Genomic DNA, 14,136 nt, shown 5'->3' on the forward strand with positions numbered 1-14,136 from the left:
TTTAACGATAATTAAGCGCCATATTGCAGGCTAAGTAGCCTTAAGACTAACAAATAACAGGGAATTGTCGCAGAAAATTCACAAGGTTTTAACTGGGGATCGTAAAAAATGGCAAGAAAAATGGACATAACAAGTTGATGTCCATTGATTTCATAGGGATTAATGGTGGCTAGTCGTCAATGTTGTCCATAACTTCATGGCGCTTGTGATGATAGTCCTCTTCATTCAGCCCTTCGCGCCAATATGGGATGGCATAAAGCTGTTGGCGATCACCGCCTTTCTCGCGGCGCAAAAAACGGCGCAATTGCACCACCAGACTGTCTTCGCCGGCGATCCAGAAGGTCGACTCTTCCATCGATAGATTCAGGGCGCAGAATTGGCTGATCATATCCATGGTTTTATCGGTCCCCCCAATCACCCAACTGAGCTCAACACCGGCAGGCTTAATCAGGTCCAAGACATCTTGTGGCGTATCCACACGAATAATGGCATGGCCTTCAGCATCAGCAGGCAGGGACTCCAGCAGTGCGGCAATAGCAGGGAGCGAAGAGGGGTCGCCCACCAGATAACGGTATGTTGCCGCAGGTAACAGAGTTTCAGGCCCCCCAGGATTGGTGATCCCTAACCAGTCACCCAACTTGGCATTGCGGGCAAAATTCACCGCTGGGCCACTGTGGTCATGAATAGCGAACTCAATGTCTATCTCACATAACTCTGGGCGAATAGCCCGAACAGAGTAGGTTCGTACTATCGGACGCACTTCCGCCGCAGGCCACACCGGGCCTTTCTCGCCCAGGACCGGCAGTTCCGGCTGCGTTTGACCCGCTAAAGGCAAAAATACCTTTAAATGCGCGCCACCGCACTGTGGTGGGTAATTGTGTAACGAGGGGCTTTCAAAGGTGATGCGGCGCAGATGGGGTGAGATATCCACCACCTTTTTCACTTGCACCAAACGGGGTGGGGTTGGGCGATATTTGGGCTTTGCTGCGGTAGATGCTGTGCTCACAGGTTATCCTTCTTAATAATAGTATGGCGTTTTATTCTTGATCATCAGCCAGTGGAGGACGTGGCTTAGAGAGGCATAAACTATAACATCAAGCAATGTTAATGATAATTATTTGTATTGATGGAAAGTGCGTTTTTGCAGAATAGATTTCCCATATAAATGGTTTTGCTTAGTGTTAAAACGCATAAGAAACATTTTTTTCATATTTGCGAACTGCTCTGTTCCGCCGTATCACTATTTCCATCCTAAGAAATGATGTGTGAGGTGATGGTGTGAATTTCCAACAACTTAAAATTATTCGGGAATCAGCCCGCTGCAATTACAACCTCACTGAGGTAGCGAATACGCTATTCACCTCTCAGTCGGGTGTCAGCCGGCATATCCGCGAACTGGAAGAAGAGTTAGGGATTGAGATATATATCCGTCGCGGTAAGCGCTTATTGGGGATGACTGAGCCGGGCAAAGAGTTGCTGACGGTGGCGGAGCGCATGTTGAACGACGCCAATCAAATTCGCCGTTTGGCCGATGTATTCAGTAATAATGATAGTGGGCAGTTGCATATTGCCACCACCCATACCCAAGCACGCTACAGTTTGCCACGGGTGATTAAAGAGTTTCGCTTGCTCTATCCGCAAGTGAAGCTGGTTATTAGTCAGGGTAATCCACAAGAGATTGCCGCTATGCTGCACTCTGGCGAAGCCGATATTGGCATTGCCACTGAGTTATTGATGAGTGATGAGTCTGTCGCGACATTTCCTTACTATCGCTGGCACCACGCGATTGTGGTACCAGAAAACCACCCGCTAACCCAAGAACCTAATATCACGCTGGAAACCTTGAGTACCTTGCCATTAATTACTTATCGTCAGGGGATTACCGGCCGATCACGACTCGATAATGCTTTTAAAAACGCAGGCTTAACACCGGATATTGCGCTTAGCGCACAAGATTCTGACGTCATTAAGACCTATGTTGAGTTGGGCATGGGGGTGGGGATTCTGGCGGATATGTCCTACGAGGCCCATCGTGATAAGGGGCTGGTACGACTGAATGCAGAGCACCTATTTGATGCCAATACCGTCTGGCTGGGGTTAAAACGGGGCCAGTTACAACGTAACTTTATCTGGTTCTTTATCCAGCTCTGTAACCCAACACTCTCCCTGCATGATATCAAAGAGAAAGTGCTGGCAGAGGCCACCGAGGAGATGGTTATTGATTATCAGATTTAGCCAATAAAGGGTGCTGACTGGCAGTTTTGGCACCCAACGTCAGTCAAGGTCATCATTATCTGGGCTAAATCGTACCCGCACTTCAGTCCCACCTTCTTCTCGCTGACGAATATCGCACTGTCCGTTTAAGCTGGTGGCGCGATCCTGCATAATCATCAAGCCGTAATGATTAGGTCGCTCATTGGCTTGGCCAATGCCACAGCCATTATCGATGATGGACATCACAACTTCACTGCCTTCAGCCACCACCTTGACCTCGGCTTTACTGGCATGGGCGTGCTTATAGATATTGTTCAGCGCTTCACGGGCGATATTGACCAGATGAATAGCTTGATGGTCAGGCACTGCGTCAGACGCTAAGTTAAAATCGAGCGTCATTGGCACATTGGCCCGTTCGCTGAACTCATTGACCAGTGTCTGGAGCGCGGCCTGTAAGGTCGCGGCATTGAGCTTCAGGCGGAAGGTGGTCAGTAACTCACGCAGTTGGCGATAGGCGATGTTAAGCTCATCGCGCATTTGCTGTATCAATAATTTGCTGGGGTCGGGCAAATCCGGCGTCTGCATCTGCAAGCAACTCACCTGTATCTTCAGGCAAGAGAGGGATTGCGCGATGGAGTCATGCAGCTCGCGCGCAATGGATGAGCGCTCCTCCATCAATAATAATTGCTGCTGATGCCGAGCTTGGCTCTCCAGTGCCAATGTGCTGGTTAGCTGCTCAACCAACATGTTAACTAACTGCTGTTGATCCGAATTGAGCGGTTTATCCGTGGGTAACTTTGCCAGCAATAACCCATATTGGCCGAGCTTATCACTCAGGCTCCAACTCAGTGATTCCCTTTGTGTCGCCTGACTGACACCGCTGAATGCGCTGCTGATGGTGAGCTGAGTGGGACGATTTTGCGGCGGTAAATATTCACCATCCATATTATCCGTGAGGTGAGTGCGATAAAGGTGATTGCCGTACAAACAAATCTGCACATTTTCCAGCGGCGTCAGTGCTTGCAATTGATCAATCACCGGGACGAGCCGTTCACTCAGGGGCTGATGGGTATGTAGCTGGCGACTGCTGTGGTAAAGAAAGGCCAATACTTGGTTTTTCTGTTGTAAATCAGTGGTTTTTTGCGCAACTCGTTGTTCGAGATCACTGTAGATTAGCGACAATTCCTGTGACATGCGATTCAATGCCGTCCCCAGCATCCCCATCTCGTCACGTTGATTGGATAGGGTGTAGCGCTGACTAAAATCACCGCGTCCAATCGCATTCGCCATGGAGATCAATTGCAGCCATGGGCGCAATAAGCGGCGGCGCAGATAGTAGATCGTCGCTAACAACAGGCCCAGTGTCAGGATGATGAAGACCAGTTGAATCAGCGTCACCAGCAGTAGCCGCTGCTCGGTTTTATGGTCAATGGCTAATACCAGCGCATCGAGTTGATGGACAAAATCAGCCACACTGGCCGCCACCTCGTCAGGCTGTTTGGCCTGTAGCAGTTGGGGTTTGAGCGTGTTTTGCCAGTAGCGCTCAATTTGCAGATATTGATTGGTCAAACCTTCCCGCTTGAGGGCTTGCTGCAAATCGCTGCTGGTTTTGTCCTGCTCCAGTGCCACCAGATAGGGTAAATCGCGGTCATCCAGCGGCACCATAGAGAGTAGTCGATAACTTTGCATACGCAGTGAACCCGCTTTATTGATGGCATGTGCATTACCCTGAATGCTTTGCGCCATCCATGACGAAATCGTCATGCCCGCCAACCCCAACATACCCAGCAGTATCATCAGTAAAGAGATCTGATTCACCAGTGGGATAAGGTAACGTTTCATAAAGTGGGATTCCTCGTCTAATTAGCCTGCAACCTTAACGGTTTTAAGGTTGAAATGTTAGCGCTAATGGGACTTCATCCCCGCCGCCGTCATCATCATACGGAACAGCATGGAAACCGCCAATAATGCCAAAACACTCCCGCACCAGATAATAAGCAGCCAACCAACGCGCTTCCACCACGGGGATTTCATCGGCTCAGTCGATGAAGAGGGTGATTGTGATTTCATCATTCAGTGATAGCCCTGTTCGTGATCGGTTTTCCCGCGGAAGACGTAGTAACTCCAGAAGGTATAAACCAGAATAATGGGGATGATAAATAGCGCGCCAACCAGCATAAATCCTAAGCTCTGCGGAGGGGCGGCCGCTTGCCATAAAGTAATGGCGGGCGGAATAAGATAGGGCCAGATACTGATCCCCAAGCCGCTATAGCCCAGAAACACCAATAAGAGCGTCAGCAGGAAGGGGGCATAATGGCTGCCACGTTTGACGGCGCGCAGCAAGGCCCAACTGGCGAGTAATACCAAGATGGGCACTGGCAGGAACCAAAACAGATTTGGCAAGCTGAACCAACGCGCGGCAATTTGGGGATGTGCCAGCGGCGTCCAAAGACTGATCCCCGCAATAATAAGCAGCATCACCAGCGTCAGTGGTGTCGCCAGCTTATGCATCACCTGTTGTACATGGCCCTCGGTTTTCATAATCAGCCAAGTGCAGCCGAGCAGCGCATAGGCCGTCACTAATCCGATGCCACAAAATAGGGCAAAGGGGGTCAACCAGTCAAACGGCCCGCCGCTGTAACTGCGGCCTGTCACTGGGAAGCCCTGAATAAAGGCCCCGACTACCATGCCCTGCGTGAAGGTGGCAATCAACGAACCGCCAATAAAGGCTTTATCCCAGATATGCTGCTTTTCAGGGCTGGCTTTAAAGCGGAATTCGAATGCTACGCCGCGGAAAATCAAGCCCAACAGCATCAGGGTCAGCGGGATCGCCAGTGCATCCAGAATCACCGCATAGGCTAGCGGAAAAGCGCCCAATAGTGCCGCGCCGCCAAGCACTAACCAGGTTTCGTTGCCATCCCAAACCGGAGCGACGCTATTCATCATCAAATCCCGGTCGCGACTGTTTTTGACCAGCGGAAACAAGATGCCGATACCTAAATCGAAACCATCCATCACCACATACATCATGGTGCTGAATACAATGATAACGAACCAAATCAGTGGAAGATCAACACCCATCATTAGCTCCTGTTGTGGTGATTATCAGTGGGCAATGGACTGCTGCCGGTATCAAAGGGTTCACTGACGGCGGAGAGTGGCCGCGCGGGCGTTTGGTGCTGGCCTGGGCCACCCGGATCTTGCTGGCCGCCTTCATGGGCTATTGGCCCTTTGCGAATCAGCCGCATCATATAGGCGTAGCCCACGCCAAATACCGAACCATAAACCACGATGAAGACCAGCAAACTGATGCTCATATGCATCTCGCCGTGAGAGGAGACCGCATCACGAGTACGCTGCAAGCCATAAACAATCCATGGCTGGCGGCCCACTTCAGTGGTAAACCACCCGGCGAGAATCGCAATCAGCCCCGACGGCCCCATCCACAGTACAAAATGGAGGAAAGGGCGTGACTGGTACAAACCGCCGCGCCAGCGCAGCCATAGACTCCAAAACCCCGCCAAAATCATCAACATGCCTAATCCGACCATAATGCGGAATGACCAGAACACAATGGTGGAATTTGGCCGATCTTCGGGTGGGAAAGATTTCAACGCTGGGATCTGCTTTTCCAAACTGTGGGTCAGGATCAGACTCCCTAAATAGGGAATTTCCAGCGCAAAATGGGTTTTCTCCTGCTTCATGTCCGGCCAGCCAAACAGAATCAACGGCGTGGCTTCACCGGGCTTATTCTCCCAGTGGCCCTCAATGGCGGCAATTTTAGCCGGTTGATATTCCAAGGTATTTAAGCCATGGGCATCACCAATCACCGCCTGTAGCGGGGCGACAATTAAGGCCATCCACATCGCCATCGACAGCATTTTTCGCATGGCTGGCGTATCCCGTTTGCGCAGTAAATGCCAGGCGGCGGAGGCCCCGACAAAGAAGGCGGAGGCCAGAAACGCGGCGGTGGACATATGCAGCAGCCGGTAAGGGAAGGAGGGGTTGAAGATCACTTTCAGCCAGTCAACCGGCACCACTTGCCCATTAATGACTTCAAAACCTTGTGGCGTCTGCATCCAGCTATTGGAGGCGAGTATCCAGAAGGTGGACATCAGGGTACCGAGCGCCACCATGCAGGTGGCAAAGAAGTGCAAACCGGGGCCAACCCGATTCCAGCCAAACAGCATAACACCGAGGAAACCGGCTTCGAGGAAGAACGCGGTCAGCACTTCATAGGTCAGCAGCGGGCCAGTGATACTGCCGGCAAATTCGGAGAAAAAGCTCCAGTTAGTGCCGAATTGGTAGGCCATAACGAGACCGGAAACCACCCCCATACCAAAGTTGACGGCAAAAATTTTGGACCAAAAATGGTAAAGATCACGATAATCCTCATTTTTGGTTTTTAACCATAACCCTTCCAGCACCGCCAGAAAACTGGCTAGCCCAATAGTGATGGCGGGGAAGATGATATGGAACGAAATGGTGAAAGCGAATTGGATTCTGGCCAACTCGAGAGCGGTTAAGCCAAACATAGTGACCTCGCTGCAAACATGGTACTGCCTCATCAATCGATAAAATGAATCAAGCCCAGTGTGGCGAGCCACAGGCGATTATTTTAGGGCGTAAACTTGGCAGTTAGTTAACCATAAGTTAAAGTGGCTATAATAGTGACAATTAATTCAATATTACCTATAACAGTTGGCATATGACTCGATACGAACAGTTAGCGCAACAAATCCGGGCGCAAATAGAATCTAAGGTCTGGCAGGCAGGCGACAAGCTGCCATCGCTACGGGAAAGTTGTAAGCAATCGGGCTTAAGCTTAATGACCGTGGTGCAGTCATATCAGTTGCTAGAGAGTCAGGGGTGGATCGTGGCCCGCCCGCAATCGGGATATTATGTTGCCTCGCGTCCGACACAGCTGCCGCAGCCGCAGCGCGGGAAAAAACTGCATCTGGATGAGCAAGTAGATATTAATGCGTTTATTTTTGATGTACTACAAGCAGGTAAAGATCCGGCAATTATGCCCTTTGGTTCAGCATTTCCTGATCCGAGCTTATTGTTACAGCCCCGCTTATCCCGTGCGCTAGCCAGTGTCGCCCGCAAGATCTCGCCACAAAGCTCGGTGACCAACTTGCCGCCGGGGAATGAGAGTTTACGGCGCAATATCGCCCAGCGTTATGCTGCCAGTGGCATGAATGTTTCACCCGAAGAGATTGTGATTACCGCTGGTGCCATGGAGTCACTGAGCTTGAGCCTGCAAGCGGTGACTCAGCCTGGAGATTGGGTGGTGCTTGAGTCACCCGCCTTTTATGGGGCATTACAGGCGATTGAGCGCCTACGGTTAAAAGCCATTTTCATCACCACCCACCCGCAGCATGGGATGGATCTCGATGCTCTTGAGCAGGTCATCAGCCAATATCCGATCAAAGCCTGCTGGCTAATGACCCATTTTCAGAATCCCTTGGGCTGCTCGATGTCATGGCTGCAGAAAAAAAGGCTGGTGGCGCTGCTGCAACAGCACACTATTTCGCTGATAGAAGATGACGTTTATGGCGAATTATATTTTGGTGCGGAGCGCCCATTACCGGCCAAAGCACTCGACCAACACCGACAGATCCTGCACTGTTCTTCGTTTTCAAAATGCCTGGCACCGGGGTTTCGTGTGGGCTGGGTCGCCGCTGGTGAACATGCGCAGCGAATTCAACATTTGCAACTGATGAGTACGGTTTCGGCCAGTGTCCCGACCCAGTTGGCGATTGCGGATTATCTCACTCAGGGCGGTTACGATACCCATTTGCGCCGCTTACGCCGCTTAATGGAGCAACGATTGAACGCGATGCGGCAAGCAGTGGTTGAGCATTTCCCTAAAAATGTCAAAATCAGCCATCCGGCGGGGGGCTATTTTTTGTGGCTAGAACTGGAGCCACCATTTAATGCCAGCGAATTATATCGGCGTGCACTGGAACAGGGGGTCAGTATCGCCCCCGGCAGGATGTTCACTACTGGCAATCAGTTCGACCACTGCTTTCGACTCAATGCCTCCTTTGCCTGGTCAGAGCAAAGCCAAAAGGCCATCCAGATTTTGGCGCAACTGATTCACCAACTGACTCACGGCACGGACAGTAGCCGTTTCCGTTAGCCCTCCCTGTGCCAGGTAGCGTGTCAAATCAGGATATCGAATTAAATACATCACATCATATGGCGCCAGAAAATGGGGCCAAAACAGCATGATCCACTAGTCATACTGCGGCCATTCCTCCCCCTTTATGATGCATAACGTCCTTATTTCTTACCGCAATGCCCTCGATACCCACAGTAGAAATGCACCCAATTGAAGCATTCAGTGCTCATTTATAGGGCGCTAGCGCCATCGATTGTTATTTTTGTGTTGCAAAACTGTGATCTGATAGAGCAAAAATCAAAATTGGTCGAAAATGCATATAATTGCTCGGCAAACCCTGATTATTGGTCAATATAACCCCTAAAATACAGAATGAATGCGACCATTTTGCATAACTATGCAATTCAAATTGTTGTTTTAATGGAATTTAAACATTTTATTCACATGCCCCATGGTGTGGCACGAAAGCTGCTGTACACTTTATATCAGGTGAATATATTTCATTCTATATTGTTATCAGAATAAGAGATTTTTGTTGGAGGGTATCACCGAGCCTAACGAGACATCTCTCAACCCAATATTTACGCTGATTAAAGAGGCCATTATGGAACAGCCAATCTCGGTTACCCGACAGTCTTTTGATGAATGGATCGTCCCAACCTATGCGCCAGCAGATTTTATTATCGTGCGAGGAGAGGGGGCGACGCTGTGGGATCAGCAGGGCAAGTCTTATATCGATTTTGCTGGGGGTATTGCTGTCAATGCGTTGGGGCATGGGCATCCAGCGGTCAAGGCGGCACTGATTGAGCAAGCCGAAAAAGTGTGGCACTTGGGTAATGGCTATACCAACGAACCGGTGCTGCGCCTGGCGAAACAGCTGATCGATGCTACCTTTGCGGAGAAAGTTTTCTTCTGTAACTCAGGGGCCGAGGCCAATGAGGCGGCGCTGAAACTGGCACGCAAATATGCGCTGGATAATTTTGCCAACAAGCCGGGGCAGCAGGGCGAAAAGAACCAAATTGTAGCGTTCAGAAATGCGTTTCATGGCCGCACGCTGTTTACTGTCTCTGCGGGTGGGCAACCTAAATACTCGCAGGATTTCGCGCCACTGCCGGGGGGCATCAGTCACGGTATTTTCAATGATCTGGCCTCTGCTGAAGCACTGATCACCGACCAAACTTGCGCGGTGATTGTCGAGCCGATTCAAGGCGAAGGTGGCGTATTACCCGCAGATCGCGAGTTCTTGCACGGCTTGCGGGCCTTGTGTGATCGCCATAATGCATTGCTGATTTTTGATGAAGTACAGACTGGGGTCGGCCGCACTGGTGAGCTCTACGCCTATATGCATTACGGCGTGACGCCAGATGTTCTGACCAGCGCGAAAGCCTTGGGGGGCGGCTTCCCGATTGCCGCGATGCTCACCACCACCCAATATGCCAGTGCACTGAATGTCGGCAGCCATGGCACCACCTATGGCGGTAACCCGCTAGCTTGCGCTGTTGCCGGGACGGTTTTGTCGCTGATCAATACCCCAGCGGTGCTGGCGGGTGTGAAAGAGCGGCACCAGTGGTTCTTGGATGGGTTGGCTGAAATCAATGCCCGCCACAAAGTTTTTGCTGAAATACGTGGGCGCGGTTTGCTGATTGGCTGTGTGCTTAGCAGTGATTATGCCGGTAAATCCAAAGAGATCACTCAGGCCGCGGCTCAGCATGGACTGATTGCGCTGATTGCCGGCCCTGATGTGGTGCGTTTTGCACCGTCACTGATTATTTCTCAGCAGGATATTAAGGAAGGTTTGGCCCGACTCGCGCTGGGGATTGAACAGGTGTGTCGAAAGGCTAAGTCGTAACATTTATGCAGTCAGCAAGGGACCTTGAATATGATGATCATTCGCCCGGTAGAGCGCCGAGATCTAGCCGATATCCTTGAGTTGGCTGGAAAAACAGGCGTTGGCATGACTTCACTGCCACAAAATGAGCCACACCTCGCCGCGCGTATTGAGCGTGCGATAAATACCTGGCAAGGTTCTTTGACTGCGGGCGATCAGGGCTATCTGTTCGTCCTGGAAGACAGTGAACGAGAGAAAGTGGTGGGGGTTAGCGCCATCGAAGTGGCGGTCGGGATGAATGATCCTTGGTACAACTTCCGTGTCGGCACACTGGTGCATGCCTCCAAAACACTCAATGTGTACAAATCGGTCCCGACCCTATTTCTCAGCAATGACCACACGGGCTATAGCGAGCTGTGCACGCTGTTTCTCGATCCTGAATATCGCATCAATAAAAATGGCCCCTTCTTATCAAAAGTGCGCTTTCTATTTATTGCGGCGTTTCGCGACTGTTTCTCCCGCAAACTCATTGCCGAGATGCGGGGCTACACCGATGAACAAGGCCGCTCGCCATTTTGGGAGAATGTCGGTCGCCACTTCTTCTCGATTGAGTTCGCCAAAGCCGATTACCTCAGTGGTACCGGGCAAAAAGCCTTTATTGCGGAATTAATGCCCAAACACCCGCTGTATGTCGATTTTCTGGCGGAGGAGGCGCGGGCAGTGATCGGGCAAGTTCACCCTCACACGGCCCCTGCGCGGGCGGTACTGGAGACCGAAGGGCTACAATATCAAGGCTACGTGGATATCTTTGATGGCGGCCCGACACTGGAAGCCAACACCGATGAAGTGCGCGCGGTGCGTGACAGCAGTATGCGAAAAGTAGTTATCGATGATATCGATATTGACCCGAGTGGCACCGCCTATTTGGTGGCGAATGACCACTATCAGCATTTCCGCTCAATATTGATTCACACTCATCTATCAGACGAATTGCTGCATTTAACCCGCCAAAATGCCGCTGCGCTGGGTGTCACCGACGGTGATTCGGTTCGGATAGTGAGCCTGTTTGCTCCGGAGACAAAAAAATGACCCATCCTGCACTGTTTATTCAGGGGGAATGGCGCACCGGCAAAGGTGCCCATTTCGACAAACATGACCCCATGGACCAGCAACTCTTGTGGCAGGCCCGAGCTGCCGACCATCAGGATGTCGCGGCCGCCTGTCACGCCGCACGAGATGCCTTCCCCGCGTGGGCGCGTGCGCCGCTGGAACAACGTGTGGTGGTGGTACAACGTTTTGCCGCCTTATTGGAGCAGCATAAGCAACAACTGGCGCGCACCATTAGCCTCGAAACCAGCAAACCGCACTGGGAAACCCTGACGGAAGTGCAGGCGATGATCGGCAAAGTGGCCATTTCGTTGCAAGCCTATCAAACCCGTACTGGCAGCAGCCAAACCCCGATGGCCGATGGTGTCTCGGTGCTACGTCATCGGCCTCATGGCGTCTTAGCGGTTTTTGGCCCGTACAACTTCCCTGGGCATTTACCCAATGGGCATATCGTACCTGCACTGTTGGCTGGAAATACTGTGGTGTTTAAGCCCAGTGAACTGACACCGCTGACGGCAGAAGAGACAGTCAAATTGTGGCAGTTGGCGGGTATACCTGATGGCGTGCTCAATTTAGTGCAGGGCGGGCGCGAAACCGGTGAAGCATTGGCAGCGCAACCTGATATTGATGGTCTACTGTTTACGGGTAGCGCAAACACCGGTTACCACTTGCATCGTCAGTTGGCGGGGCAGCCGGAAAAAATTCTGGCGCTAGAGATGGGGGGCAACAATGCGCTGATTGTTGAGCAAGTAAAAGAGCGTGATGCAGCGGTAAATCTTGCGATTCAGTCGGCTTTTATCTCCGCCGGGCAGCGCTGCACCTGTTCTCGTCGCCTGTTGGTGAAAACAGGGGCTGAAGGCGACGCCTTTTTGCAACGTTTTGTCGCTGTCGCCAAAGCCCTGCGTATTGGCCGTTGGGACATGCAACCCGCTCCTTTTATGGGCGCGGTGATTTCATCTCAGGCCGCTGAAAAGATGCTGGCAGCACAACAACATTTGATTGAGTTAGGCGGTAAGCCTCTACTCACCATGACGCGCCCCGACAGCCAAAGTGCGGTCCTGACGCCCGGTATCATTGATATCACCGGCGTTACTGCGGTTCCCGATGAAGAGTATTTCGGCCCGCTGGTCAGTGTTATTCGCTACGACGACTTTGCTCAAGCACTGAAGATTGCCAATCAAACCCGCTTTGGGTTAGCTATTGGTCTGGTTTCTGACGATCGCCAACAATTTGAGCAACTGCTGTTGGAAGCTCGCGCGGGGATTGTTAACTGGAATAAACCGCTGACCGGGGCCTCAAGTGCTGCGCCCTTTGGCGGGGTCGGCGCATCTGGCAACCATCGGCCCAGTGCCTTTTATGCCGCTGATTATTGTGCCTGGCCAATGGCATCACTCGAAAGCGAAAGTCTGACACTGCCCGCCACTTTGTCGCCGGGGATCACTTTCGATTTACCTGCTTTTGATCTACCAGACAGACACTGATCCACCCAGGGAGAAGACGATGGCCGGATATGAAGTTAACTTTGATGGATTGGTTGGACTGACACATCACTATGCTGGATTGTCTTTTGGTAACGAAGCCTCGACGACCCATCAAAATAGCATCTCTAATCCCCGTTTAGCCGCCAAACAGGGGCTGCTAAAAATGAAGGCACTGGCGGATTTAGGCTATAAACAAGGCGTGTTGCCGCCACAGGAGCGCCCTGCTATTGGGGTGTTGCGGCAGTTGGGTTTTAGCGGCTCCGATGAGCAAGTATTGAGTGAAGTGGCCCGCCAATCGCCGCGCTTGTTATCAGCGGTCAGTTCCGCCTCTTCGATGTGGACCGCCAACGCTGCCACGGTTTCCCCCTCAGCGGACAGCCGTGATGGTCGTGTTCACTTTACTGTTGCTAATCTGAATAACAAATTTCATCGGGCGATTGAAGCGGATACCACCTCCGCACTGTTAAAAGCGGTTTTCAACAACCATCGACACTTTGTTCATCACGAGGCTTTGCCCTCCGTTGAACTGTTTGGTGATGAGGGCGCGGCGAATCACAATCGGTTGGGCGGCGAGTATGATAGCCCGGCAGTTCAGATGTTTGTTTATGGCCGGAAAGGGCTGGAAAATGGCAGCAGCCCGAGTCGATATCCTGCGCGCCAAACACTCGAAGCCAGCCAGGCTGTCGCGCGCTTGCACCAGTTGTCGTCTGAACAGACGGTCTTTATGCAGCAAAATCCCGCCGTGATTGACCAAGGGGTGTTTCACAATGATGTCATCGCGGTCAGTAATCGAAATGTGTTGTTCCATCATCAGCATGCATTTGTACCAGAGACTCATGTGATGGAGGAGATCCGCCGCAAAATGGGGCGCATTGAACAACAACTGATCACGATTGAAGTGCCAGCTGCTGAGGTGTCAGTCGCTGATGCCGTGTCGACCTACCTGTTTAACAGCCAGTTGTTGAGTAAACCTAACGGTAAAATGCTGCTGGTTATCCCACAAGAGTCACAAGAAAGCCCCACGGTGTGGCGATATCTATCTGAACTGATTAATAGCGGTGGCCCCATTGATGAGGTCAGGGTATTCGATCTGCGTGAAAGTATGCGTAATGGCGGTGGCCCAGCCTGCCTGCGGTTACGTGTGGCGCTGAATGACACTGAGCTGCATGCCGTCAATAACCGAGTGATGATGACCCCGGCGCTGTTTGTTGCGCTGAATAATTGGGTCGACCAACATTATCGTGATCACTTGCAATTTAAGGACTTAGCGGACCCGCAGTTATTGCAAGAGGGGCGGCAAGCGTTGGATGAACTGACGCGGATCCTCAATCTTGGCTCGGTATACCCGTTCCAGCGGGATTAGGCGCAAAGCAGAGGGA

The 14,136-nt window shown here is 51.6% G+C and carries 11 protein-coding genes; 6 read left to right on the forward strand and 5 right to left on the reverse strand.

What is annotated here, in order from left to right:
* Window positions 1–169 precede the first annotated feature (169 nt).
* Window positions 170–1,006, reverse strand: a complete 837-nt coding sequence (locus ACZ76_RS17645; protein WP_048620082.1) for a siderophore-interacting protein — start codon at window positions 1,004–1,006, stop codon at window positions 170–172.
* A 272-nt stretch (window positions 1,007–1,278) separates the two neighbouring features.
* Between ACZ76_RS17645 and cbl the strand changes: the two genes are divergently transcribed.
* Window positions 1,279–2,235 carry an HTH-type transcriptional regulator Cbl gene (cbl, locus tag ACZ76_RS17650; protein WP_048620083.1) on the forward strand — a complete coding sequence of 319 codons (957 nt, stop codon included), beginning with the start codon at window positions 1,279–1,281 and terminating at the stop codon, window positions 2,233–2,235.
* 39 nt (window positions 2,236–2,274) lie between these two features.
* Here cbl and narX read toward each other — a convergent pair whose 3' ends face one another.
* The 4 genes from narX to ACZ76_RS17665 form a co-directional block, all read right to left on the reverse strand.
* Window positions 2,275–4,056 (reverse strand): nitrate/nitrite two-component system sensor histidine kinase NarX, encoded by a 1,782-nt coding sequence (gene narX, locus ACZ76_RS17655; protein WP_048620084.1) that lies wholly within the window; start codon window positions 4,054–4,056, stop codon window positions 2,275–2,277.
* Window positions 4,057–4,119: 63 nt separating this feature from the next.
* Window positions 4,120–4,287, reverse strand: a complete 168-nt coding sequence (locus ACZ76_RS18670) for a DUF2474 domain-containing protein (RefSeq protein WP_071840520.1) — start codon at window positions 4,285–4,287, stop codon at window positions 4,120–4,122.
* Entirely contained in the window at window positions 4,288–5,295 is a 1,008-nt protein-coding gene (gene cydB / locus ACZ76_RS17660) for a cytochrome d ubiquinol oxidase subunit II (protein ID WP_048620085.1), read from the reverse strand.
* A 2-nt stretch (window positions 5,296–5,297) separates the two neighbouring features.
* A complete protein-coding gene (locus ACZ76_RS17665) occupies window positions 5,298–6,749 on the reverse strand; it encodes a cytochrome ubiquinol oxidase subunit I (RefSeq protein ID WP_048620086.1) in 1,452 nt (483 codons plus the stop codon).
* A 173-nt stretch (window positions 6,750–6,922) separates the two neighbouring features.
* Here ACZ76_RS17665 and ACZ76_RS17670 point away from each other — a divergent pair, with 173 nt between their 5' ends.
* The 5 genes from ACZ76_RS17670 to astB all read left to right on the forward strand — a co-directional run bounded on the left by ACZ76_RS17670 (window position 6,923) and on the right by astB (window position 14,120).
* Window positions 6,923–8,359, forward strand: coding sequence for an aminotransferase-like domain-containing protein (locus ACZ76_RS17670; protein ID WP_048620087.1), 1,437 nt, complete (start codon window positions 6,923–6,925; stop codon window positions 8,357–8,359).
* Between the two features lie 586 nt (window positions 8,360–8,945).
* Window positions 8,946–10,190, forward strand: coding sequence for an aspartate aminotransferase family protein (locus ACZ76_RS17675; RefSeq protein ID WP_048620088.1), 1,245 nt, complete (start codon window positions 8,946–8,948; stop codon window positions 10,188–10,190).
* 30 nt (window positions 10,191–10,220) lie between these two features.
* The gene (gene astA / locus ACZ76_RS17680) at window positions 10,221–11,258 is read left to right on the forward strand and encodes an arginine N-succinyltransferase (protein ID WP_048620089.1); all 1,038 of its coding nucleotides are present in this window, start codon (window positions 10,221–10,223) and stop codon (window positions 11,256–11,258) included.
* Window positions 11,255–12,757: a succinylglutamate-semialdehyde dehydrogenase gene (gene astD / locus ACZ76_RS17685; RefSeq protein ID WP_048620090.1), complete on the forward strand. Its 1,503-nt coding sequence runs from the start codon at window positions 11,255–11,257 to the stop codon at window positions 12,755–12,757. Before astA ends, astD begins: the two co-directional genes overlap by 4 nt.
* 19 nt (window positions 12,758–12,776) lie before the next feature.
* Complete coding sequence (gene astB, locus ACZ76_RS17690) at window positions 12,777–14,120, forward strand: N-succinylarginine dihydrolase (protein WP_048620091.1); 1,344 nt, start codon at window positions 12,777–12,779, stop codon at window positions 14,118–14,120.
* The last annotated feature ends 16 nt before the right edge of the window (window positions 14,121–14,136 follow it).

Origin of the sequence: Yersinia aleksiciae (assembly GCF_001047675.1) — a bacterium.
In the GTDB taxonomy this organism is placed as follows: Bacteria; Pseudomonadota; Gammaproteobacteria; order Enterobacterales; family Enterobacteriaceae; genus Yersinia; species Yersinia aleksiciae.